22 protein-coding genes and 1 pseudogene are annotated in these 23569 nt (G+C 38.3%); 16 read left to right on the forward strand and 7 right to left on the reverse strand.

The features are described from left to right. Positions 1-196: 196 nt before the first annotated feature. The 4 genes from sucA to FB379_RS03405 all read left to right on the forward strand — a co-directional run bounded on the left by sucA (position 197) and on the right by FB379_RS03405 (position 6089). A complete protein-coding gene (sucA, locus tag FB379_RS03390; protein WP_144596994.1) occupies positions 197-3040 on the forward strand; it encodes a 2-oxoglutarate dehydrogenase E1 component in 2844 nt (947 codons plus the stop codon). A gap of 16 nt (positions 3041-3056) precedes the next feature. Further along, complete coding sequence (gene odhB, locus FB379_RS03395; RefSeq protein ID WP_130157576.1) at positions 3057-4316, forward strand: 2-oxoglutarate dehydrogenase complex dihydrolipoyllysine-residue succinyltransferase; 1260 nt, start codon at positions 3057-3059, stop codon at positions 4314-4316. A gap of 74 nt (positions 4317-4390) precedes the next feature. After that, positions 4391-4597: a DUF6501 family protein gene (locus tag FB379_RS03400; protein WP_063389709.1), complete on the forward strand. Its 207-nt coding sequence runs from the start codon at positions 4391-4393 to the stop codon at positions 4595-4597. A gap of 49 nt (positions 4598-4646) precedes the next feature. Then, positions 4647-6089: an NAD(P)H-hydrate dehydratase gene (locus FB379_RS03405; RefSeq protein WP_144596996.1), complete on the forward strand. Its 1443-nt coding sequence runs from the start codon at positions 4647-4649 to the stop codon at positions 6087-6089. A 5-nt stretch (positions 6090-6094) separates the two neighbouring features. Here FB379_RS03405 and FB379_RS03410 read toward each other — a convergent pair whose 3' ends face one another. Further along, a complete protein-coding gene (locus FB379_RS03410; protein ID WP_082830427.1) occupies positions 6095-6946 on the reverse strand; it encodes a superoxide dismutase in 852 nt (283 codons plus the stop codon). 53 nt (positions 6947-6999) lie between these two features. Here FB379_RS03410 and FB379_RS03415 point away from each other — a divergent pair, with 53 nt between their 5' ends. Beyond that, positions 7000-7230 (forward strand): hypothetical protein, encoded by a 231-nt coding sequence (locus FB379_RS03415; RefSeq protein WP_144596998.1) that lies wholly within the window; start codon positions 7000-7002, stop codon positions 7228-7230. A 1179-nt stretch (positions 7231-8409) separates the two neighbouring features. Here FB379_RS03415 and FB379_RS03420 read toward each other — a convergent pair. Further along, positions 8410-9894: an aldehyde dehydrogenase family protein gene (locus FB379_RS03420; RefSeq protein ID WP_130158011.1), complete on the reverse strand. Its 1485-nt coding sequence runs from the start codon at positions 9892-9894 to the stop codon at positions 8410-8412. A gap of 240 nt (positions 9895-10134) precedes the next feature. Between FB379_RS03420 and FB379_RS03425 the strand changes: the two genes are divergently transcribed. From FB379_RS03425 to FB379_RS03440, 4 genes and pseudogenes are all read left to right on the forward strand, one after another. After that, positions 10135-10374, forward strand: a complete 240-nt coding sequence (locus tag FB379_RS03425; RefSeq protein ID WP_063389713.1) for a spore coat associated protein CotJA — start codon at positions 10135-10137, stop codon at positions 10372-10374. 5 nt (positions 10375-10379) lie between these two features. Then, a complete protein-coding gene (locus FB379_RS03430; protein ID WP_063389714.1) occupies positions 10380-10640 on the forward strand; it encodes a spore coat protein CotJB in 261 nt (86 codons plus the stop codon). A 45-nt stretch (positions 10641-10685) separates the two neighbouring features. Then, the gene (cotJC, locus tag FB379_RS03435) at positions 10686-11255 is read left to right on the forward strand and encodes a spore coat protein CotJC (protein WP_063389715.1); all 570 of its coding nucleotides are present in this window, start codon (positions 10686-10688) and stop codon (positions 11253-11255) included. 831 nt (positions 11256-12086) lie between these two features. Continuing rightward, a pseudogene (locus FB379_RS03440) lies at positions 12087-12440 on the forward strand (IS110 family transposase); the annotation flags it as partial. Positions 12441-12787: 347 nt separating this feature from the next. On the opposite strand, the gene FB379_RS03445 reads toward FB379_RS03440, so the two are convergent. From FB379_RS03445 to FB379_RS03455, 3 genes are all read right to left on the reverse strand, one after another. Continuing rightward, on the reverse strand, positions 12788-13459 hold the full coding sequence (locus FB379_RS03445) for an ABC transporter ATP-binding protein (RefSeq protein WP_144597000.1): 672 nt from the start codon (positions 13457-13459) through the stop codon (positions 12788-12790). A gap of 3 nt (positions 13460-13462) precedes the next feature. Then, the gene (locus tag FB379_RS03450) at positions 13463-14749 is read right to left on the reverse strand and encodes a sugar transporter (RefSeq protein WP_144597002.1); all 1287 of its coding nucleotides are present in this window, start codon (positions 14747-14749) and stop codon (positions 13463-13465) included. A gap of 138 nt (positions 14750-14887) precedes the next feature. Beyond that, positions 14888-15445: a hypothetical protein gene (locus tag FB379_RS03455; RefSeq protein ID WP_063389719.1), complete on the reverse strand. Its 558-nt coding sequence runs from the start codon at positions 15443-15445 to the stop codon at positions 14888-14890. A 919-nt stretch (positions 15446-16364) separates the two neighbouring features. Between FB379_RS03455 and FB379_RS03460 the strand changes: the two genes are divergently transcribed. Together FB379_RS03460 and FB379_RS03465 are read left to right on the forward strand one after the other, a co-directional pair. Continuing rightward, positions 16365-16733 (forward strand): replication termination protein, encoded by a 369-nt coding sequence (locus tag FB379_RS03460; RefSeq protein ID WP_063389720.1) that lies wholly within the window; start codon positions 16365-16367, stop codon positions 16731-16733. A 15-nt stretch (positions 16734-16748) separates the two neighbouring features. Then, positions 16749-18446, forward strand: a complete 1698-nt coding sequence (locus FB379_RS03465) for an ABC-ATPase domain-containing protein (protein WP_063389721.1) — start codon at positions 16749-16751, stop codon at positions 18444-18446. 185 nt (positions 18447-18631) lie between these two features. Here FB379_RS03465 and FB379_RS03470 read toward each other — a convergent pair whose 3' ends face one another. Both FB379_RS03470 and FB379_RS03475 read right to left on the reverse strand, forming a co-directional pair. After that, a complete protein-coding gene (locus FB379_RS03470; RefSeq protein WP_144597004.1) occupies positions 18632-19867 on the reverse strand; it encodes an MFS transporter in 1236 nt (411 codons plus the stop codon). 259 nt (positions 19868-20126) lie between these two features. Next, positions 20127-20345 (reverse strand): hypothetical protein, encoded by a 219-nt coding sequence (locus FB379_RS03475; protein ID WP_063389723.1) that lies wholly within the window; start codon positions 20343-20345, stop codon positions 20127-20129. A gap of 164 nt (positions 20346-20509) precedes the next feature. Between FB379_RS03475 and yunB the strand changes: the two genes are divergently transcribed. From yunB to spoVAD, 5 genes are all read left to right on the forward strand, one after another. Continuing rightward, positions 20510-21256, forward strand: a complete 747-nt coding sequence (gene yunB / locus FB379_RS03480) for a sporulation protein YunB (RefSeq protein WP_063389724.1) — start codon at positions 20510-20512, stop codon at positions 21254-21256. A 100-nt stretch (positions 21257-21356) separates the two neighbouring features. Then, complete coding sequence (locus tag FB379_RS03485; protein WP_066246606.1) at positions 21357-21563, forward strand: DUF1657 domain-containing protein; 207 nt, start codon at positions 21357-21359, stop codon at positions 21561-21563. A gap of 56 nt (positions 21564-21619) precedes the next feature. Then, positions 21620-22066, forward strand: a complete 447-nt coding sequence (locus FB379_RS03490; protein WP_063389726.1) for a YhcN/YlaJ family sporulation lipoprotein — start codon at positions 21620-21622, stop codon at positions 22064-22066. 13 nt (positions 22067-22079) lie between these two features. Continuing rightward, positions 22080-22559, forward strand: coding sequence for a stage V sporulation protein AC (gene spoVAC, locus FB379_RS03495; protein ID WP_063389727.1), 480 nt, complete (start codon positions 22080-22082; stop codon positions 22557-22559). A gap of 1 nt (position 22560) precedes the next feature. Continuing rightward, positions 22561-23568 carry a stage V sporulation protein AD gene (gene spoVAD, locus FB379_RS03500; protein ID WP_063389728.1) on the forward strand — a complete coding sequence of 336 codons (1008 nt, stop codon included), beginning with the start codon at positions 22561-22563 and terminating at the stop codon, positions 23566-23568. The last annotated feature ends 1 nt before the right edge of the window (position 23569 follow it).

Raw genomic sequence — 23569 nt, forward strand, 5'->3', positions numbered from 1 at the left:
ATATAAAGATGCTAATTTTTAAGTAAATACTATTGGTCAATCTGATGAATAGTGTTAAAATAGCGGTGGAAGCGGTTATTTAAAAAAATATAGCTTGCTTCTTGTGGGATGGTGATGAGAATTTAAAAAAATTTTTTGTGGGGAAACAAAGCAGAAGAATTCTAATGATTAGTGATCATTGGGGGTTTTTAAGAAAATGGAAGAAACTTCGTCAAATTTAAAAATCGCATGGCGTGATTTTCACGGACCTAATTTAGGGTATGTCATGGACTTATATGAACAATATTTAGAAGATCCGAATTCTGTTGATGAAGAATTAAGAAACATGTTTGATGCTTGGGGGGCTCCTGAGGCTCTAACTGAACAATCTTATGTAAACTCCTCATCCACTGTAAGCAGAAATTTGTCTTATACGTTTGATAAGCTGCAAAAAGTAGCAGCTGCTGTAAGGTTTGCAGAGGATATTCGGACATTTGGACATTTGGATGCTTCTATTTATCCTATGGGGATAAAACATAACGAAGAAGATGTTTTGAATGAATCAAGATACGGTCTGACGAAAGAGGACTTAATTGAAATACCGGCCAAATTGTTGAGTCCGTATACTCCTGATCATGTACACAACGGGTACGAAGCGATCCAATATTTAAAAGATGTTTATTCAAAATCGATTGCATTTGAATTTCAGCATGTCCACAATTTTGAAGAGCATGAATGGCTCAACGAAATGGTGGAATCTGGGAAAATTTTCAAAACACTTTCAAAAGAGAAACGCATTTCTCTTTTGAAGCGATTAACAGAAGTCGAAGGATTTGAATCTTTTCTCCATAAAACATTTGTCGGCCAAAAGAGATTCTCCATTGAAGGTGTTGATATGCTCGTTCCGATGCTTGATGAGCTGATTTCTGAAGCTGTGAAAAGCGGAACGACAAATATAAACATCGGAATGGCGCATCGGGGCCGACTAAGCGTGTTGGCTCATGTGTTAGGAAAGCCATTTGAGCTTATTTTCTCTGAGTTCCAGCATGCACCGAACAAAGAATTGGTTCCGTCTGAAGGTTCAATCGGAATCAACTACGGCTGGACCGGAGATGTGAAATATCATTTAGGTGCGGACAGAAAAATTAAAGATCATAATGTTGTTCGTGCACGGCTCACGCTAGCGAACAACCCTAGCCATCTAGAGTTTGTGGATCCGATTGTGGAAGGGTATACACGTGCAGCCCAAGATAATCGTAATGTGCGCGGATATCCTGAACAAGATATTCACAAATCCATGGCTGTGCTGATTCACGGCGATGCAGCATTCCCTGGCGAGGGAGTCGTGGCAGAGACTCTTAACCTTAGTCAGTTAAACGGTTACAAAACCGGAGGAACAATCCACATTATCGCCAATAATATGATCGGATTTACGACGGAAAGCCATGATTCTCGATCAACAAAATATGCCAGCGACCTAGCCAAGGGCTTCGAAATTCCGATCGTTCATGTGAATGCGGATGATCCAGAAGCATGTTTGGCAGCTGTTTATATTGCCATTTTGTATCGCAATAAATTCCATAAAGATTTCTTAATTGATTTAATCGGATACCGCCGTTACGGGCATAACGAAATGGATGAGCCGATGGCGACAAATCCGTTGCTTTATGAAAAAATTAAGAAACATGAAACAATTTGCAAATTATATGCTAAACAGCTTGAAAGCGATGGAATTATTTCCTTAGAAGACGCAAGAAAGTTTGAACAAGAAGTGCAGGATCGGCTGAAAAAAGCATACGATAAAGTTCCAAAAAACGAACACCAAGAAGAGGAAATTCATATTCCAGAAACGGTCAGCCATGGTCTGCCCAAAATCGACACGACTGTGCCGGTGGATGTCCTTGACAAAATTAACAAGGAATTAATTACGTTCCCAGAAGGATTCACCGTTTTTAATAAATTGCAAAAAATTCTAGAACGCAGGGCAAAAGTATATGAAGAAGAAAGAAAAGTAGATTGGTCGCTTGCAGAAGCGTTCGCCTTTGCGACAATCTTGAGAGATGGAACTCCGCTTAGAATTACTGGACAAGATTCGGAACGCGGGACTTTTGCTCATAGACATTTAGTCTTGCACGATGTGAAAACAGGCAAAACCTTCTCGCCGCTGCATCGTTTGTCGGATGTTCAAGCATCGTTTGCGATTCATAACAGCCCGTTGTCTGAAGTTTCTGTATTGGGATTTGAATACGGATATAACGTATTTTCTCCGGAAACGCTTGTTATTTGGGAAGCACAATTCGGTGATTTTGCAAACGTTGCACAAGTCATATTCGATCAATTTATTTCAGCCGGCAGGGCAAAATGGGGACAAAAATCTGGACTCGTCATGTTGCTGCCGCATGGATATGAAGGCCAGGGACCGGAACATTCCAGCGGGCGTTTGGAACGGTACTTGACCCTTGCTGCAGAAAACAATTGGACGGTGGCAAATGTAACGACTGCTGCACAATATTTTCATTTGCTAAGAAGACAAGCAGCGATTTTAACAAAAGAAGAAGTGCGTCCGCTCATCATTATGACGCCGAAAAGCTTGCTGCGTAATCCAAATACGGTTTCCGACGTTACAGAGCTGACTGAAGGTCAATTTCAACCGGTTATTGAACAGCCTGGTTTAGGTCAAAATAAAGAAAAAGTAAAACGTTTAATTTTGTGCACTGGCAAAATATCGATAGAATTGGCGAATGGTCTGCAAAAATTAGATCAAAAAGATTTTCTTCATATTGTACGGGTGGAGGAAATTTATCCGTTCCCTGAAGAAGAAATTAAAGAGATTATAGAAAGATACCCTAACTTGCAGGAAATCGTCTGGGTGCAAGAAGAGCCGAAGAATATGGGATCGTGGATTTTCACATATCCGCAATTAAAATCTATTGTGGGTGATAAGCTCGCTGTTAAATATATTGGACGTCCAAGACGGTCAAGCCCTGCAGAAGGAGACCCGACAATTCACAAAAAAGAGCAGAGCCGAATCATAACAGAAGCGCTTACATGGAATGAATGAGGAGGAAATTTAAAAAATGGCTGAAATTAAAGTTCCAGAACTAGCAGAATCCATTTTAGAAGGTACAATTTCTCAATGGTTGAAAAAACCTGGCGATAAAATTGAAAAAGGCGAATACATTCTTGAGCTGGAAACCGATAAGGTCAATGTTGAAATTACTGCTGAACATGCCGGTGTTTTAAAAGAAGTATTTAAAAATGAGGGCGATGTTGTCGAAGTTGGCGAAGTCATCGGAATCATCGATGAAGGCGCAAGTGAAGCTCCACAGGCAAGCAGCCCTCAGCCAGAACAAAAAGTAGAAGCCGCTCCAGAGCAAAATCTAGAGGAGCAAACAGTTCAAGTGGAATCGGAAGAACAGTCTGCAGGCAAACCGCGCCCAATCGCAACACCTGCAGCAAGAAAGCTTGCACGTGAAAAAGGAATCGACTTATCGGCCGTGCCGACGGCTGATCCGCTCGGTCGTGTTCGCAAACAAGATATTGCATATTATGAAGCGCCAAAAGCGGAAGAAAAAGCCCCTAATAAACCAAAACCAGAACCGCAAGAAACACAAAAGGCAACGGTTGCAGATCAGAAGCCTGTGGAACGGATCAGAATGTCCCGCAGAAGACAAACCATTGCCAAACGTCTAAAAGAAGTTCAAAATACAGCAGCTATGCTGACAACCTTTAATGAAGTGGATATGACAGCAGTTATGAACATCCGCAAACGGAGAAAAGATCAATTTTTTGAGGAGCATGATGTTCGTTTAGGCTTTATGTCCTTCTTTACAAAAGCAGTTGTCGCAGCCTTGAAAAAATTCCCTCTACTGAATGCGGAAATTCAAGGCGATGAAATTGTGTTGAAAAAATATTATGATATTGGAGTAGCTGTTTCTACAGATGAAGGTTTGGTTGTTCCTGTTGTAAGAGATGCAGATCGTTTAACATTCGCTCAAATCGAGCAAGAAATTGCCGATCTTGCAGCAAAAGCGAGAGCAAATAAACTTGCGCTTTCGGATCTGCAAGGAGGAACATTTACAATAACTAACGGCGGTATTTTCGGATCTTTATTGTCAACACCGATTTTAAATGGACCTCAAGTCGGTATTTTAGGGATGCATAAAATCCAGCTTCGCCCAGTTGCGATTGACGAAGAGCGCATTGAAAACCGTCCGATGATGTATATTGCTTTATCATATGACCACCGTATTATTGACGGAAAAGAAGCTGTCAGCTTCTTGGCAACTGTCAAAAAGCTGTTGGAGGATCCAGAGCAGCTGCTGCTGGAAGGGTAAATCACTAATGAAGGAAGAACGCATTCCGCGTTCTTCTTTTCATATGAAAACGAACGAATGAAGGAGTGGCAAACATGAATCATCTATCATGGAAAAACAAAAAAGCGAATAAAAAAGTTGTATGTTTACATACAAATGCAAAAAAGTATATGGTAAATAATGTATTGACACCTGGACAAACTTATGATGTCTTGAACGAAACGGAAGAGTATTATTTTATTATCGACAATTCCGGAAAAGTAGGCGGGTTTTACAAAGAATATTTTGAAGAAGCAAAATAGCTAATCATCCCTTTATTTTTTCTTTCCTTTTTGAGAGGAGGTGTTGTTCGTGTTCGTTTATACTGAAGAGGATATTCGCAACATTGACAATCTGGCAGAAAAAAATGGCCTTTCTTCTATTGTGTTGATGGAAAACGCCGGGCGCTCTTTATTTCAAAAGCTTGTTTCGCACGTAAAAAAAGATGATCGCATTTTAATATTGTCCGGTAAAGGCAACAACGGCGGAGATGGAATTGTTTTGGCCAGATATTTAAAACAAAACGGCTACCATGCCGATCTTTCTTTTCCGCTTGGGGCACCGAAAAGTGAAGCAGCGAAGCATCATTTCGCTTTTTATAAAAACAGCGGTTTTCTCGAAACAGCCGAATATGAACAAAATCATTACCAAGTCATCGTTGACGCTTTGCTGGGGGTCGGTGCAAGGCATCCGCTAAGAGATGATGTGAAAAACATCATTGAATGGATTAATGGACAAAACGCTTTTGTCGTTTCCGTTGATGTTCCTTCAGGAGTTTTATCCGACTCCGGAGAAGCGCCGATAGCGGTTAAAGCAGACGTCACCATCAGCATCCACGGATATAAGCGATCAGCCTTTTTGCTGCCTTCTTCATCTTTTTACGGAAAAAAGGAAGTTGTGTCCATCGGCCTGAAGGAAGAAGGGAAATGGAAGGTCTGGACAGAAATAGATGTGAAGCAAACATGGCCGAACCATCCGTCTTTTTCCCATAAAGGCACTTTTGGAACAGGCTATTTAATTGCTGGCTCCGACGAAATGCCGGGAAGTGTGCTTCTTGCTGCGAAAGGAGCTATGAGGGCAGGAATTGGCAAGCTTGTGATCGGCACAACACCATTTGTAGCGGGGGCCATCGCCGGGCAAATTCCTGAAGCAACTTATTTTTTTGAAGGTCTCATAAAAGCAGGGGATGGTGAATTCCCGGAAAAGCTGTCAGTATGTGCAATTGGACCAGGTATCGTTCCTGGAGAAGAGACCGAAAAAGCCATTCAATCCATCTTACAAAACGATTGGCCTGTTGTGCTGGATGCCGGTGCGTTACAAAAACGCACATATCCGAAAAATAGACAACATCCTATTGTGTTAACACCGCATCCGGGGGAATTTAGCCGTTTAATCGATCAGCCGATCAGCTATATACAAAAGAACAGAATCGAAGCTGCTTCTAAATTTGCCGTTGAAGAAAATGTCATTGTTGTTTTAAAAGGCCAATATACAGTGATTGCATTTCCGGATGGAACAGGAATGATCAATCCAACTGGAAACATTGCTTTGGGCAAAGGCGGGAGCGGAGATGCATTAACGGGAATCATCGCTGCTTTTTTGTCCTATTATGAGAACAAAAAAGCAGCTGTGGCAAATGCAGTCTATTTACACGGTTTATGTGCAGATCTGTTTGTAAAAACGAAAGGTGTAAGATCAATGCTTGCGGGCGATATTCCAGACATTTTGCCGGAAGTGATGAAACGATTCGAATAGCCTTATCAATATGGCTTCCAAATGACTTTTTTTGCAGTTTGAAATCTTTGTTCCACTTCTGGCCAGTTGACGATTTTCCAAAAATTATCGATATATTTTTGCCGATCGTTTTTATATTGCAAGTAGTATGCATGCTCCCAAACATCTAATACAAGAAGAGGAATGACATCCCATTGGCTTAAGTTTTGATGCTTTTCCGCCTGCAATATTTCCAATCTTCTTGAACGGGGGGACCATACTAATATCGCCCAGCCTCCGCCTTCGACTGCTTTTGCAGCTTCGCTGAAATGCTTTTTAAATGCTTGAAAGCTTCCGAATGAATTTTTGATCGCTTCCTTTAATTCACCTTTCGGCTCGCCCCCGCCTTTTGGGTTCATGACATTCCAAAAAATTGTATGCAAATAGTGGCCTGCCCCATTGAAAGCTGCTTCCCGTTCCCAATGTTTAATCAATGAAAAATCTCCTGTTCTCCGTGCTTTTTCCATTTCGATTTCCGCCTTGTTTAAACCGTCTACATAGCTTTGATGGTGTTTCAAATGGTGAAGCCTCATGATTTCTTCTGAAATATACGGCTCAAGCGCATTGTATCGATAGGGAAGAGGAGGAAGCTTATGTTGTCCTATCGGCACAGCCAAAGACCGGTCATCTTCACCTTCAATAAATGATCTGAATTCATCATACAATTGATTCGCCTGTTCATAAAGTTCGCTTTCTGAAACGGACTCGGCTTTGTCCAGCTCTGTTTTGAAACGGATTATTTTTTCCTCGAATTCGCTTGCAAAAGGGTGTTCTGAAATGATGTTTCCATAAAGATCATCACACCATTTTTTTAATTCATTAATATACGATTCACTCAAGACAACAAAATCCTCCTTTTCATTCAATCGTCCAGAATACTATATGAAGCAATTTGAAAAAGGGTGAACTAAAAGAAGCGCGTCTTTTAGATGGAAGAGGGAAGCTCCTTAAAGCGGTTTTTCACCAATTAAAAACGGATGATTTTTTGAAGAAATGCATTTTTTATGTGAGAGGAGAGGCTGGATGGGAAGAAATATGTTTGTCAATACTCGGTCTTGTTATTAAAAAAGAGCAGCTGCCTGAATTATGTATGAAAAATGCCATGCATATCAATGCAAAATAAAATCAGGGGATTGTCCCAAAAGGATACATCCATTGGAATTCAATAATCAAGAAATGCTGATATATCAGCATTACTGAACATGAAAAGGGGATCCAATACCGTGAAATCAACTAATTGGACGGCCCCTTAAGTCAATCTGCCCAAACATCGTTCATTGAACAGTATACTTTTCATCTTTTCAAATAAGCACGTCAGCTTCTTTAGCTTTTTTGGGAACTAATAGACAAACTCTATTTTAATGACAGAAGTAAGTACATTCAAATTTCATTATAACAGCAAATACTACTTCTTGATTAGATCTGCCATCATAACAAAAATTTTATCATCATACGCATTTTCATCCTGCTTTAAAATGTCGTCTATATATCTTGGTATTCCTTTACAAAAGCTTTAGCAAAGTCCGTGAAATGACAATCCAGTACTTTTTGTTTGCTTGAATCATAATACAACAATCAATAAACAGACGATTTTGGGATTTTTTTAATGTAATATTTTAAAGCATTCTCATGAGTTTCTACGGTCCCTTGAACTATTTTTCATTACTGAATTTGATCAAGTAATCTCCGATATCTAATAAAAGACCATCACGGAATGTTGTTTTTGTCCATTTTCAACAATATACATATATAATCTTTTGTAGAAATAAAAGGATAGCTCAAAAGGAGCATCTTTTGTATCCTCATATTCTTCAATCTCAAATAATAGCTTCATCTGTCTATACACCCTTTAAATTCATTTTGTTTACTATTTGTACAGATTTCATATATAAAATTACTTGATTTATCCCGTTACTTGGTTTTCCTTTAAAGATTTCATAATCTTCTTCATTTCTGTTTTTGAAAGATTTTTAGAAACAATGTTCATTTTATATCGCGATTTTCCCTGTAATTCCTTTTTGATGCTGTGCGTCCTTTAATTTGTAAAAAGCAGAGAAGACAACGCTTTTTTTAATTTAAAGCCGAACAGGGAAGGGGTGTTCTGCTGTATTATGGACAATTACTGTTTCTGTTGTTTTTCACAGAGGAAATGCCCGAGCTTTTCTCAATGCAGAAAGTACTAAAGCAGGCGGAACTCAACCTTTTAGGAGAAGTTCTCGACAACTGGAAAGCCCCACAGAAATCATTTTCTGTGGGGCCTAGATATTGTTTTTTAGACAGGCGCTATTCTGAATTATATATTTTAATTTAAGCTAATCCACACGCTTTTTACTTCTGTATAGTTGTTCAAAGCATATGAACCCATTTCGCGACCGATACCTGATTGTTTGTATCCGCCAAACGGAGAAGCTGCGTCAAATACATTATAACAGTTGACCCAAACAGTTCCTGCTCTCAAGCGATTGGCGACATAGTGAGCGTTGGCCACATCTCTCGTCCATAAACCGGCAGCTAAGCCGTATTCGCTGTTGTTTGCCCGATCAATAACTTCATCTAAATCTTCAAAAGGCAATGCAGCAATGACCGGACCGAATATTTCCTCTTTGGCAATTGTCATTTTATCTTCAACATCAGCAAAAATTGTAGGAGTGACAAAATACCCTTTTTCAGATGGCGTAGATCCGCCGGTCACAACTTCTGCGCCTTCTTCAATTCCTTTTTCAATATAATTCAACACTCTTGACTGCTGCTCTTCAGATACGAGCGGCCCCATTTCTGTTTCCGGATTCAGACCAAAGCCTTGGCGGATATTTTGGGCATGGGAGGCCATATCTGCTAATACATTATCGTAATGTTTTTTCTGAATAAACACACGAGAACCTGCACAGCATACTTGACCTTGATTAAACATTACACCGTTTAATGCACCTGGAATCGCTTTTGACAGATCAGCATCCGGCAAAATAATATTCGGCGATTTGCCTCCTAATTCCAGCGTAACTCGCTTCAGTGAACGTGCGGCATTTTTCATTATCAGCTTGCCAACTTCCGTCGATCCGGTAAAAGCAATTTTATCTACCAGAGGATGATCAACAATCGCTTGCCCAGCTGTTTCCCCAAAGCCCGGTACTATGTTGATAACCCCAGGTGGGAAACCTGCTTCTTCAATAAGCTCTGCTAAATAAAGGGCTGAAAGTGGAGTTTGTTCTGCAGGCTTCAAAACGACTGTACAACCAGTTGCAAGAGCGGCACCAAGTTTCCACATTGCCATTAGAAGCGGGAAGTTCCATGGAATAATCTGGCCGACAACACCAACAGGTTCATGTCTTGTATAATTGAAAAATGGTCCGTTGACAGGAATGGTCTGCCCGACTATTTTTGTAGACCATCCGGCATAGTAACGCAAGTGTTCAATGGCTAACGGAATATCTGCATTTCTAGTTTCCCGGATCGGTTTTCCGTTATCCAGCGTTTCCAGCTGAGCTAGTTCTTCTTTGTTTTCTTCCAGTAAATCCGCCAGTTTGTACAATAATCGGCTTCGTTCAGCAGCTGATATTTTGGACCATGGCCCGCTGTCAAAAGCAGCTCTTGCCGCACGGACAGCACGGTCAATATCTTCTTTGTCCGCTTCATAAACCGTTGCAAGAGTTTCTCCAGTTGCTGGATTAGGAGTGTCAAACGTTTTGCCGGAAACGCTTTCGACAAATTCACCATTAATGTACAACTTTTTTTTCCCTTTTAGAAACTCCGCTACTTTCCCTTCAACATTAGCGATTAATTGACTCATCGATCATCCTCCTAATTTTTTTTTTCGTTGTGTAAACTCTGGATGAACGAAATACAGTTTTATAATAAAGGAAAATTCAGAATATTTCAACCCATTTTTTAAAAATTACCAAAAATCTCCTGACCAACAACTGCTGGATGGCCGCAGAAAACTTAAGAAAACAACTTTATTTCAGTCATCAAGACAAACTATTTAAGAATAATCGTATAAAGAGAAATGAACTTCAAAGAGGTGATGACAATGAATGAGAAGCATCAAAAATCTTTTACGACCGTAAAATCATATCGTCCTTTTCATAGCAGATATGATCCATGTAAACCAATCGGTGTCAAATACTATTCCACACCGCCAAACCTTTTCCTCGGTTTTCAGCCGCCGAACTTGCAGCAATTTTCCGCAAAAGAAGCATTAAAAAAAGGGACTCTTTGGCGATTTTTTTATGACTATTACGAAAATCCGTATGAGAAAAAAGGGAGGTAGCCAAAATGAAGGAGCTTCCTCAAGAGTACTATCAGCTCCTTGAAGAAATTCAAGCGGCTGATTTCGTGCTTGTTGAATTATCGCTTTATCTAGACACTCATCCAAATGATATAGAAGCAATCCAGCAATTTAACCAATATGCCCAATACTCAAAACAATTGAAGCAAATGTTTGAATCAAAATTCGGTGCGCTGCAGCAATTTGGAAACAGCTTTTCAGACGCGAACTGGAGCTGGGGAACGATGCCGTGGCCATGGCAAGTATAGCTTTAATCCGTTTAACTATACTCATACGATGAAAGGAGAAAGAACATGTGGTTTTATGAAAAAAAACTACAATATCCTGTCAGGGTGAGTACGTGCAACCCAAAACTTGCAAAATATTTAATTGAACAATACGGCGGAGCAGATGGAGAACTTGCTGCCGCCCTTCGCTATTTGAATCAAAGATACACGATCCCCGACAAAGTAGTAGGACTTTTAACGGATATTGGAACAGAAGAATTTGCTCATTTGGAGATGATCGCAACAATGGTGTATAAATTGACGAAAGATGCGACACCGGAACAATTAAAGGAAGCAGGACTAGGCGAGCATTATGTCAATCATGACAGCGCCTTGTTTTATAACAACGCTGCTGGAACTCCGTGGACTGCGACTTATATTCAAGCAAAAGGGGATCCGATAGCTGATTTGTATGAGGATATAGCTGCCGAGGAAAAAGCAAGAGCTACTTATCAATGGATTATCGATATGTCAGATGATCCAGACTTAAATGACGGATTAAGATTTTTGCGCCAAAGAGAAATTGTTCATTCGCAACGTTTTCGAGAGGCGGTGGAAATTTTAAAAGAAGAACGTGATCGTAAAAAGTTTTTTTAAGAAGTTCAAGGAGCATCCAATCAGACGTACTTTCATCTATTGGATGCTCCTTTTATGTTTCAGGCAGAACATTGTTGGTAATATCCAAGATTGACAGCATTGATCGAATTTTTTTACTCTCTTTCTTTTAAAATAATACAAACAGCTGTACAATCGATCAATTGAAGCTGTTCACGTACAAAAATAGTGTATTTTGCATTACTTAATCCATTTTCTTTAGCCCATGAATAAAATTCAAAATCATATCCTCCTCCTTAATATTTATGAAGACATAGTATTTTCTACTTCTACTATGTCTATCCCAATTTTATCCTTGATATATCATCTAGGTTAGAAAAGAATGGCACACCCTAAAAATAAAAATGCAACAAAAAAGGATAAAAGTAACTCTCCTCCTTGAAAAATGGACACATTACTTAAATGGTTATTTATAACATACTGTATGGAAAATACACAGCTATCTATGCAAAAGAAAACTCAAAAATGTAAGTGATCCAGTTAGGTATTATGAGCGATGCTGCGAGTCCTTTAATAATTACCATAAATCTGAGCATATAAACGAGTGCTACTGCACTTACCAATAAAGAAAAATGTATAAGTCTGACCGAGAGCTATAATTTACATAGTCTCCTAAGAAATGATTAACTCCTAAAGAAACAAAGTAAATGATTAGGCTAGGAACAGCCATAGCAAAGAATAAACAAAAGCCTATAAGGAACATTCCTGTTAGAAGTTTTTTCGGGGACTTGAATAAAAAAGCCCTCTTGGTATGATTCGGGGGTGTCAATCGGATTAATTGCCCCCTAATTTGGATACCAAGGAGGACTATACATGAGTTCTATCTCAAACAAGAAGATTAATCAAGTCACCGATCAAACGCTCATCGTTGGCATGGATATCGCGAAAAAGAAGCATTATGCCTGCTTTGTGGATGAGCGAGGGAGGGTGTTAAAAAAGCCGTTTCCCGTTCTGCAATCGAAAGAAGGATTGGAATGGTTGTACCAGTGCATCGTGAAAGCGATGGAGGAAGTTGAAAAAACGGAAGTGATCGTTGGCATCGAGCCAACGGGACATTATTGGCTCAATCTCGCTTACTTTCTTGACGAGAAGGGCATTCCTCTCGTGATGACAAACCCGATGCACGTGAAGCGCTCCAAAGAGCTAGACAACAATCTTCCAACCAAGGCTTTATAAGTCCAAGACACTGCCCCTTGAGTTTGAAAATCTCCATTAACATTAGCGACTGTTCTAGCAGGGTCAATTTTTATAGAGATTGATTGGTTTTGAATAGCTTTTGGACTCCTTTATGAACTGTTTCATCAGGCTTTGACTACTATTTACTCGAGCTATCCTCGTAAATGCTGTTTTTTTAGGAATTTTTTTGTTTTTCATTCTGCTATATGAAAGAATGATTCAAACAGTATTTGTATGTTAGTAAAATCGCGGAAAAAGAAGGCTGGAAATCAAGGTGAAACTGTTCCTTAGAAAGCCCAAAAAGAAAAATGAACTTCCTATAACCGAGCATACAAAATTTATGCTTCACGGCTGCCGCACTCTAAAACTACTGTATTCAGTTGTTCATTCCTTTTTAAAATGATCTTTTGATTTGAAAAATCAGTTAAATCAGCATCCGTTGAATGAGTGGCATAAATTAAAATTGCCTTGTTTTGCATGACGTAATTTTTCAAATAATCGAGAATAACTTTTCTTGACCTAATATCGAAATTGACAAAAGGTTCATCAAGGAGAATCAAATTAGGCGAAGATAGAAGTGCTAAAATTAAAGATAGTTTTTGTTTCGTTCCTAAAGACAGTTCGCGTGTAAGGGTATTTTTATATTTGTAGAGTCCAATTTTTTCTATAAGACCTTCTAGAGACGAATCTAATCTTTCCCCATTCAGGAAGGATAAGATCATATCAATTGTTTCAGCCGTTGTTAAATAATCGTATAAAAATGGTGTATTGCCAATTAAGGAGACTCCTTTTATATACTTTTGAAAATCGTCCTTTAATGAAATATTGTTTAACTTGATGTCCCCATCGAATGTTGTCATTCCACCGATGATATTCAACAACGTTGATTTGCCAATTCCATTTTCACCAAGTAATTCAACAATGCTCATGTTATCTATTTTTAAGTTAATACCGTCAAAAATGTAGGCTGATTCACCATATCTTTTTTTTATATTGATCAATTCAAGCATGTTTTACCTCTCTTTTGTCAGAAAATTATATAATAATAAAAAATGTGAATAAACAATAAAGAAAAAGAGTATAGGATATATACTGCCGAATTTCATTGAATAAAAAGCTACAACGCTGCATGTAATAGAAGGCAACCCTAAAACGAATAAATCTTCTAAAGGATTAAAAAAATATACAAAAAAATTGTTTTTAATATCTTCTATTGATAATTTTTGAAAGCGATAGACTCTTTTTGAAATGATTTTTATTGTGTAGAAGTAAATGATTGTTGAACATAAAACAGTGACAGCTGAAAATAATGAAAATCCATAAAGGAGGAATACACCAGCATAATAACTGATTAGGATTACGATGAGCCTTCTTGACAGAAATTTAGAAAGCGAATTCTCATAATAAGTTTTTTGATCAAACTTCTTTATATAATAAAAATCGCTTAAATTACAGTCGTTTAACAGTTTTGAGCTATTTATGATTCCTTGAGATATCATACTAATCATTGCGCTTTCAATTCCTAAATAAACCGAAATGATAATCAATTTATGAATATTAAAATAAAAATGAATCATACATATCAGAACTAAAGAAGCAGCTGCAAACAAATAAGTATACAATATATATAAGTAGTAAGTTCTATTTTGACAAGATCGGGATAAAGCCGCTTGATACTGATCTAAATGCAGGTCATTTTTATACCGGATGAAATGTTCTTTCTTTTTCGTAGCGTTCGGCCCGTGAATAAATAAAAAGACAATCTGAGGATTGCTCCATAAAAATTTTACAATAATAGTAAAAAAAACAGCTATTAAGAAGAAAATCTCGTATAAAAGAATGGTTATGTAACTAAAATGAAATTCTCTCATAAAAATCAACATAAAAAAACAATAAGACAAAATGTTTGTTCCAAATGTTAACAGCAATTTTTTAATAATCAGTAATTGAAATTTAATTTTGTGAGCTTTATACATCCATTGAGAAATATTCTCCAGTTCCACATGATCGTAATCATCATTATTAATATCAGTGAACAAAAGCGTTATAAAAAAATAGATAGTGGCGATATAAAAAGGATTTATATTTATAAAGGAATGAAAAAAATAAATGAGCAAATAGACAAAAATCGGTGCTAACATCGAAGCGAAAGTAATGACTGCATTTACGTTATAGAGAAAGACCAGCAGCAATTTTTTATCGCCGCCAGCAAACTTATTTAGAAAATTCCCAAATAAAATCTCGAAATTTGCTAATGCTTTTCTTTTTTTCATTAACCGCTTGTATTTGAAGTATTTCATCTTCTTCAATTCCCCAACATTTTCGTAACAATTTTTACCAGATTAAAAATTCCTACTAAAAAAACGATTATCGAGATTACGAACAATATTCTCATTTTAGCCTTAAATTTTTTTTCCATATTATGCACCTTCCTAAGATCATTGAAATTGCACAACAGTCATGAACGTTTGAATGATAAGCGTCAAACCATAAGTGGTCGAAAATATTATTGTACACAGTCTTATTTTTAGGCTGATGGAAGTGGAACTGTCTAAATATGATAAATATAAGTAGAAAAAAACAACCAATAGGATTTGCGAACCTGGAAACCAGCCCAGCCATTGAATATCTTGCAGTTGATTAAAGCCAGCCAGTGAAATGATCGTCATATTTAATAAAATGGAAACAAGATTCGCAAAAATGATGGCTGATAAAAAGTTACTAAATGTAAACTTTTTATTCGTCATGACATTTGTAATATAAGTAACAAATATTGTTTCGATTATGATCACGGTAATTCCCGCAATCAATTGTATTAAAATTAACAAAGCAGCAACAAACGAATGTGCAAACAATGGAAAGCTCGCTTGCAGTTTATCAAATTGCTCAATCACTTGAAACTGTTTAATGGAAAAAAATGAATTCGCCACAACTGCTAGCACTAACAGGCAAAAAGAAAGTAAATTTATTATTCTTTCATTTTTTAATTTGAGCATATTTATCCCCTTTATAAGAAAAGGTGTTCCGCCTTATTACAAAAATTAAAACAGCAGGAGGCTAAAGGCTATTACAGTTAGAGTCAATCACCATGAAACATAAGAAATTTCATTGAGAGAGACCATCAAGAATAATTCCGGCAGCAGTCAGATTAAATTCATAACTTATCCTCTCAAAATTGCTTTAATTTCACACAAATAATATTCTTTCCTCGTTTAAAATTGCAACTGAATGGGCTGTACTTAGTTGGTCAAAAATTTTTAGTTCAAGTAGACTATAAACAACAAATCATGCAATTGTACTAAAGCGGGAAGCCAAATTGTAATCAACCGAACTTGCATAGCTAAGCAGCCCGTGAATTCTTATGTGATGAAACCCGAAAACAAAGTCATGTAATTTCTTTTAAACTAGTATTTCCGAATGAGGATTTTGGCAATTTATAGAAATATTATAATGAAGGTTGGATCCCTTGGTCAAGCTGCTCCTAAATTTTTCTAATGGTTTTCAAAAGGTGGCATGTTAGGAATAATGATTTTAAGTAATCCATCCCATTAATCTACGTTTTTTCAGACAGAATCATCTTGTTTGTAACACTCATTATTGCGTGAATAAAAAATGTTCATGCCCGATGCTTCCGAGAAGCAATCGAAATTTTAAAAAGGTCAAGATTCGGTGGTAGAGGAAAAGACTTTCGAATTAACCAACAGCCGAATGCCATTCCACTTTATGCTTAAACAAATATTTTAACAAATAGCATGGAGGTCTTGTCATATTGTGTGACAATTCATTTTGCAAACAATGTTCTAAATGAAAAAAAGATATATTTTTATATGAACTTATATTATGATTAAAATAAAAGGATCGGAAAACTATAAGTTTACATAATTATATTATTGTAAAAAGGAGATGGATGGAGAGATGACGGAAAAAAGAAAACCTAGCGGCTTTTTATTGAAGCAGCGCGCTTTTTTAAAATTATATTTAATCACGATGACGGAAAAGAAGCGGCTGTATGGTTTTAAAATATTGGATGAACTGCGGGAAGAGTTTCGCCCGTATGGCTACCGTCCGAATCATTCTGAGCTGTACAAAGCGCTTCATGATTTAATAAAAGACGGCATTTTAAAACAAATTAAACGAAAAAAAGAAGGAGCCGAGTTTCAAGAGGTTGTCTATTATCAGTTTGTCGATTATGAAAAAGCAAAACAATATAAAAGACAACTAAAAGCAGAGCTGGACCGCTCAAAAGCAATTATTGAAAAAGCTATACGAGACAATTTTGCATAAATATGGAGGAGTATTATGATCAATCTTGCAAAAAAGCTGGAACAAATCGATGGCAAAGGATATAAAGCGTACAAACAGATTCAAGGCTCGTACAAGTTTCCTGATTTTGAATTGTTGATCGATTATGTACAGGGCGATCCGTTTGCGAGTCCTTCGAAAATCAGAATATTGATCGCTAGAAGCAAAACGGCTTTTTTACAAAAATGGACAAACAGCCGGCAAAGAAAGATAAGATGTGAAGATATGATTGTCCGCGAAGTATTTCAAGCTATTTCTAATTTGAAAAATAACGTACGCGGCTCTGGAAAAAGCGGGCTGATCATGATTGACAAACCGGGGCAGAAGGTGTTAGAACGGACAGCTGTTCAGATAGGAGAAAACGATATTACAGTTTGTCTTTCAATCGGTCTTCCGGCTCAAGGGAGAACAATATTAGGCAAGGAAGCCAAAAAAATATTTTTTCAACTACTTCCCGAAATTTTGCGGCATTCTGTCTTTTCTGTGAAGGGGAAAGATATTGAGAGCGCGATTCAGCTTTGCGATCAGCAAATGGCGATCCGCTCCTATATGAAAGAGAGAGGAATAATAGCGTTTATTGCAAATAATTCAATTTTGCCGCGTGCAAGCGGCGTAAGTGATCAGCCGTTGAAGGGCGCTGTTCCTTTTCAAAGTCCAAAGGAAATGGAAGTCTCAATTCCTGTTCCGCATCGGCAAGAACCGTTGAAGGGCATGGCTATATACAAAGGCATCACCTTGATCGTTGGAGGAGGTTATCATGGAAAAAGCACTTTATTAAAGGCGCTCGAGCATGGTGTTTATGACCATATTGAAGGGGACGGCCGTGAATTTGTTTTGACGGATCGTTCAGCATGCAAAATACGTGCCGAAGATGGCCGCAGTATAAAGAAGGTGGATATTTCCGCTTTTATTAACAATCTGCCGTTTCAAAAAAGCACAAAATCCTTCTCTACGGAAAATGCAAGCGGCAGTACATCGCAGGCAGCCAATATAATGGAAATGCTAGAAGCAGGAGCAAAAACATTATTGATCGACGAGGATACAAGTGCAACAAACTTTATGATTCGGGACGCCAGAATGCAAGCATTAATTCATAAAGAGCATGAGCCCATTACTCCATTTATCGATAAAGTTTTACAATTGAAGCAGGATTTTGATGTCTCAACAATTTTAGTTATGGGCGGATCGGGAGATTACTTTTCCGTTGCGGATCGCGTAATTAAAATGGATCATTATAAGCCTTATGACGTCACACATGAAGCAAAACAGATTGCCTGTCAAATTAAAACCGGAAGAAAGCATGAAGGAGGGGAGAAATTTGGAGAATGGAAGCTTCGTATTCCGGAATCAGGCAGCTTGAACAGCAGAAAAGGGAAAAAATCTAAAATTGCTTGCCGGCTTTCTGAAATTCAATATGGACTAGAAAAAATTGATTTATCTTATGTAGAACAGCTGGTCGACGAAAGCCAGACAAGAATGATTGGAGAAATATTATCGTATATCGAACGGACAAACCTTTTTGACAGACGCTTAACAGTATCACAATTGCTTGATTTCGTAGAAAATAAGATCAATCAGGATGGTCTCCAAAGTTTTTCGGCCCATCATGGTCATCAAGGTGAATTGGCGTATGTAAGAAGATTTGAATTAGCGGCAGCCTTGAATCGGATTAGGGCGTTAAAAATTCGGGAATGAAGAAAAGACTTTCTTCCATAAAAAATTTTTCTATCATCATCAACGAACTGACGGGTGCCCCAATTTTGACAGCGCAAAGAAAGCGAGAGACTCCGAGAATTTCTTTTGCTTAGACGGCCTCGACCGCAAGCTTGCCGGCGCGAAACGGGCGCGGGAGTCGCAAGCTTTGAATCTGTCAATGCTCGTTACGAAAACGATTTGGCATGAACTTGCTGGTTTTCCCGCTTTTCCGTTTTCTTTTTCTCTTTTAAATAATCAATTAAAACTAGCAGAATAACAATGAAAAAACAAATGCTTGATAATTGAAAAATCGTTCCTAAATCAACATAGGATGATAAGAAGCCTAGAAAAACCGCACTTATTCCTATTCCTCCATCCAATGCTGAATAATACATTCCGTTTGCGACTCCTCTCCGATCGGCAGGTGTTTTAGAAAGCACCCATGATTGCAAAACAGGAAGCAGTGACCCAAAACCGGCGCCAAATAAAATACCAGCTAAAACAAGCATTCCGACTGAGTATGTGAAAGATAAAACCCAAAAGGCGATAAATGTTAAGAATGAGCAAACAATGGCAAGAAGCCAAGGACCGCTTCGATCAAACCACCTTCCTGAAATTGGTCGTACAGCAGTTGCCGCCAACGCATTACATAAGTAGTATAAGAAGATTTGATCGATCCCTCTTTCTTGGCCGAATATGACGATAAACGTGACAATTCCCCCATAACCGAAAGCTGATAATAATGTAATCAGTGCAGGAAACGCCCCATGTTTATCAATGAGTGAGCGAAAAAAAGAAAAATCCTTTACATGCATTGATTTTTCTAAAACAGACTTTGGCGTTTTGTATTGAACTAATGAAAGGGCGATAATCGATATGACACCGAAAATGGCGGAACCGATGATGAGCGGCTGGAATCCTAAATGTTGAAAAAGCAAAATGCCAAAACTAGGAGCGATGATCATCCCAATGGTGATAGATAAACCATAATAGCCCATTCCTTCTCCGAGGCGTTTCGTTGGAACCAATTCAACAGCTGCCGTTCCATTTGCTGTTGTTGACCAGCCCCAGGCAAAACCGTGAAGGAGGCGGACAATTAAAAATAAAAAAACAATCGATGTAAGCGAGTATGAAAGGGTTAAAAAGAGTAAGCCTACAGCTCCAGTTATAACGAGCCATTTTCGTTTCGCTGATTCAAGAAGAAAACCAATGAGCGGTCGAATGACAACAGCAGCGATGGAAAAAAGGGTTGTAACAAGCCCGATTTCAATGTCCGATGCTCCAATTGCTTTCGCTTGCGGCGGCAAAGTAGGCAAAAGCATTTGAAAGCTCATAAAAATAAATAAATTTCCGATAATTAACAAAATGAATGATTTTGTCCAAAGCGGCGGCTTGGCGGTATGAACGGCAGAATCCTTCATGGATTTGATGGCACCTCCTGCATCGTAAAAACAAAAATATTTAGATACTCGAACAATTACCAACTACTCTATTATACAAATTTTTCAAAGGAACTCAATGGATTGGTTGCCTTTTCTTTTTATTAGAAGCTGGAGAAGAAAATTCACAAATCGATGGAAAATCTAGAACAGCGATGGGGTGAAAAAGTTGCAACTGACACATATTACAAAAAAAGCCGATTTTCTTTCAAATAAGAGAAAGAAAATCGGCCGTTTTCTTTTATCGGTTTGGCATGATTTGTTGAATTTGACTGTTTGCAAATTTTTGTTGCAGCGGTTTGATGATGTTAGCGAATAAGTTTTGTCGTCTGCCAAATCCGTATAATGCTGCAGCCCCCAAACCGACTAAAGAAATCCACATCATGCTGTTTCTTTGCCGGTTCTTAGGAAACATGGAGCCTTTTTTTCCCATTTTGAAGAGGGACCCCATTTTTCTCATTATAAAAGCACCTCTTCCTAAGTTGTGTTTGGAAGAACATCTTCCAACAGTTATAGTATTGTTTTTTCACGATTCTTTATTAGTTACAGTTGATTCCAATTTTATTTTAGCTTCTAATCAGCTTTCTTTTCTACATATATTGGTACAAAGGGAGGGAAATTCTTTTGTACCGAAAATTCAGAAGACGACGAAGACGCGGCCCTCTGCCGGCTAAATATGTTTTTTTAATTACATTTGTCATTTTCAATGTTTTGACAGCATACAGCTTATGGCTGATCAATGCCATTATTGAACCGACATTGGTCAGAATAGCGGAAACAAAGACGAGGCAAATTGCCGAACATGCAATTCATGATGCTGTTTCGAAAAAAATAGCAGAAAAACTTGATATGAAGGAATTGATCATTATTCATGAAAAGAAATCAGACGAAACGGCGACTTACAGCTTTAATTCCCAAATTTATAACCGTCTTATTTCAGATGCGACCGTTTATATTCAGCAATATTTGGATGGGAATGTGGAGGTTGAATCGGAAGACGGCATCCCCGTCAATCAAAACCCAGATGGAAAAGGCCTGGTTTATCATATTCCACTCGGATTAATAACAAACAATGCGCTCATCTCCCATTTAGGTCCTGAAGTTCCCGTACGCTTTGAACTTATTGGTTCAGTTAATTCAGAAATTAGCACAAAATATAAGGAAATTGGCATTAATAACGCTTATTTAGAAATTTATATGGACATTTTAGTTAAAATTAACGTCATTATTCCTTCGATTTCAAAAGATATGGAAATAGAAAATTCAGTGAAAATTGGTGATTTATTTATTGAAGGAAAAGTTCCGCAGTTTTACAACAGCGGCGGGACTGGTTCGGCACCTGCTGTCATTATGCCTGAAAAATCAAAATAATAATACGGAATAAAATGGATATAAGGGAAGAACATCCCTTTTTTACTTTTGGGCATTTAGGAAATATTAAACTTGTAACAACAAAAAGGAGGAATTGACATTGACAGTTTCAACTCAAGTTCAACAAACATTAGCAGGATTAAAAAGTGCTCAAGCAAGCTTTGAAACGTTTGCACTGCAAACGGAAAACAAGCAAGCAAAACAGATTTATCAACAGGCTGCGCAGCAAACACAGTCAATTGTTGATTTGATTAATACCCGCTTGCAGCAAATCCAGAATGAAGAGCCTCAATATAAACAACAGTAAAGGTTGGTATTTACCAACCTTTTCAACACATCACAAATAAGAGTGAGCTGGTCAGGATGAAACATTTTATATTCTTTTTCACTTTCCTTTTTGTTTTCTCAGCATGCCAACAGAACGATATGGTCGATCCGACTTTAGAACAACCGACAAAAATCAATTATTCGACGAAGAACGCTCCTTTTAATCAAAAGGTCGCGAAAAAGGCGGAGGAAATAGCGGAAAGCTATGATGGAGTTCCCAAAGCCATAAGCGTCAATACAGACCGCAAGCTATTGCTTGCTTTTCAATTAGATCATATGAAACGGTTTCAATTAAAACAAAAGGAAAAAACAATTGAAAAAAAATTAAAAAAATCTTTCCGAGATTATGATGTCACCGTTTCAAGCGACATGAAAATTTATTGGGAAACAGAAAAATTAATTAACAAACTGGAAAATCTGGACAAGCGTGAAATGAACAAGAAAGTGGAAAACATTATTCAATTGAGCAGAGAAGAAACATAAGAAGGTGTTTTCGATGGCGAATGAGCAAAGAAAACTTCAAACGAAAATCATGCAGGAATACTATCAATTGGAGAAAAAAAATGAAACGAAAAGACCTGTTGTCCAAAACTGTTTACGAGCCTTTTTAGTCGGTGGAATTATTTGCTCCATCGGACAAGCGATACAGTTTTTTTACATGTACTTTTTTCATTTTACTCAACAAACCGCTGGAAATCCGACTGTTGCCACGATGATTTTTTTATCTATGCTTTTGACCGGATTTGGTGTTTACGACCGGATTGCTCAATTTGGCGGTGCCGGAAGCGCTGTACCAGTCACAGGGTTCGGAAATGCTGTTATTTCTGCAGCGATTGAGCACCGAACAGAAGGATTTGTCCTCGGTGTAGGCGGGAACATGTTTAAATTGGCCGGATCTGTTATTTTATTTGGAACATTTTCTGCATTTGTAGTTGCTTTAATCAAAACGATTTTAATTAAATGGGGTGGTTTTTGAAATGCTGAAAGGACATCGCACTTGGGTATTTCATAATCAACCCGTGATCATTTCAACCGCTACCGTTGGCGGGCCGTTTGAAGCAAATGGCAGACTAGCCGACGATTTTGATCTTCTTCACGAAGATTTGTGGTTGGGTGAGGACTCTTATGAAAAAGCTCATAAAGTGCTTTTTGAAGAAGCGTTTTACAAAGCAATAGAAAAAGGAAACATTGAAAAAGAACAGGTGGAATTTATTATTTCCGGAGATTTAGTGAATCAAATCACCCCGTCCAGCTTTGCAGCAAGAACGTTCGGCGTTCCTTATCTCGGCATTTTCGGCGCTTGTTCTACGTCGATGGAAGGGCTGGCATTAAGCGCATTTATCGTCAATTACGGCGGAGCAAAATATTTACTGACTGGTGCGGCCAGCCATAATACGGCAATCGAAAAACAATTTCGCTATCCGACCGAGTACGGTGGGCAAAAGCCACCGACTGCACAGTGGACAGTCACGGGTGCAGGAGCTGCTTTGTTAAGCAATGAAGGGAAAGGACCTGCCGTGACCTCGGCAACGATTGGCAGAGTGGTCGATTTAGGCATGTCTGATCCGTTTAATATGGGCGGTGCGATGGCGCCGGCAGCAGTTGATACGATAGAAGCGCATTTCCGCGATTTAAATATTGATGCGGACTACTATGATTTAATTGTAACAGGCGACTTAGGAAAAATCGGACGCAACGTCGCTCTTGAATTATTTGAAAAAAATGGAGTTCAAATGGATGAGGAAAAATTTCAGGATTGCGGTTTAATGATTTATCGGGAAGGACAACCAGTTTTATCCGGTGCAAGCGGGGCGGGCTGCTCGGCAATTGTCGTATACGGCCATTTATTAAATCGGATGAAAAAAGGCGAGCTGAAGCGAATTCTCGCTGTCGCAACTGGGGCGCTGCTTTCTCCGCTAACGTTCCAGCAAAATGAAACCATTCCGTGCATTGCACACGCTGTGTCCATTGAATTCAGGGGGTGAA

Source organism: Aeribacillus composti (genome assembly GCF_007827555.1).
Taxonomy (GTDB): domain Bacteria; phylum Bacillota; class Bacilli; order Bacillales; family Aeribacillaceae; genus Aeribacillus; species Aeribacillus composti.

Coding starts and splice junctions, on each gene's coding strand:
- FB379_RS03450 (WP_144597002.1), bottom strand. CDS start 14,749: ATGAAATACTTCAAATACAAGCGGTTAATGAAAAAAAGAAAAGCATTA.
- FB379_RS03465 (WP_063389721.1), top strand. CDS start 16,749: ATGATCAATCTTGCAAAAAAGCTGGAACAAATCGATGGCAAAGGATAT.
- FB379_RS03460 (WP_063389720.1), top strand. CDS start 16,365: ATGACGGAAAAAAGAAAACCTAGCGGCTTTTTATTGAAGCAGCGCGCT.
- odhB (WP_130157576.1), top strand. CDS start 3,057: ATGGCTGAAATTAAAGTTCCAGAACTAGCAGAATCCATTTTAGAAGGT.
- cotJC (WP_063389715.1), top strand. CDS start 10,686: ATGTGGTTTTATGAAAAAAAACTACAATATCCTGTCAGGGTGAGTACG.
- spoVAC (WP_063389727.1), top strand. CDS start 22,080: ATGGCGAATGAGCAAAGAAAACTTCAAACGAAAATCATGCAGGAATAC.
- FB379_RS03420 (WP_130158011.1), bottom strand. CDS start 9,894: ATGAGTCAATTAATCGCTAATGTTGAAGGGAAAGTAGCGGAGTTTCTA.
- FB379_RS03425 (WP_063389713.1), top strand. CDS start 10,135: ATGAATGAGAAGCATCAAAAATCTTTTACGACCGTAAAATCATATCGT.
- FB379_RS03430 (WP_063389714.1), top strand. CDS start 10,380: ATGAAGGAGCTTCCTCAAGAGTACTATCAGCTCCTTGAAGAAATTCAA.
- spoVAD (WP_063389728.1), top strand. CDS start 22,561: ATGCTGAAAGGACATCGCACTTGGGTATTTCATAATCAACCCGTGATC.
- FB379_RS03490 (WP_063389726.1), top strand. CDS start 21,620: ATGAAACATTTTATATTCTTTTTCACTTTCCTTTTTGTTTTCTCAGCA.
- FB379_RS03400 (WP_063389709.1), top strand. CDS start 4,391: ATGAATCATCTATCATGGAAAAACAAAAAAGCGAATAAAAAAGTTGTA.
- FB379_RS03445 (WP_144597000.1), bottom strand. CDS start 13,459: ATGCTTGAATTGATCAATATAAAAAAAAGATATGGTGAATCAGCCTAC.
- FB379_RS03475 (WP_063389723.1), bottom strand. CDS start 20,345: ATGAGAAAAATGGGGTCCCTCTTCAAAATGGGAAAAAAAGGCTCCATG.
- sucA (WP_144596994.1), top strand. CDS start 197: ATGGAAGAAACTTCGTCAAATTTAAAAATCGCATGGCGTGATTTTCAC.
- FB379_RS03455 (WP_063389719.1), bottom strand. CDS start 15,445: ATGCTCAAATTAAAAAATGAAAGAATAATAAATTTACTTTCTTTTTGC.
- FB379_RS03470 (WP_144597004.1), bottom strand. CDS start 19,867: ATGAAGGATTCTGCCGTTCATACCGCCAAGCCGCCGCTTTGGACAAAA.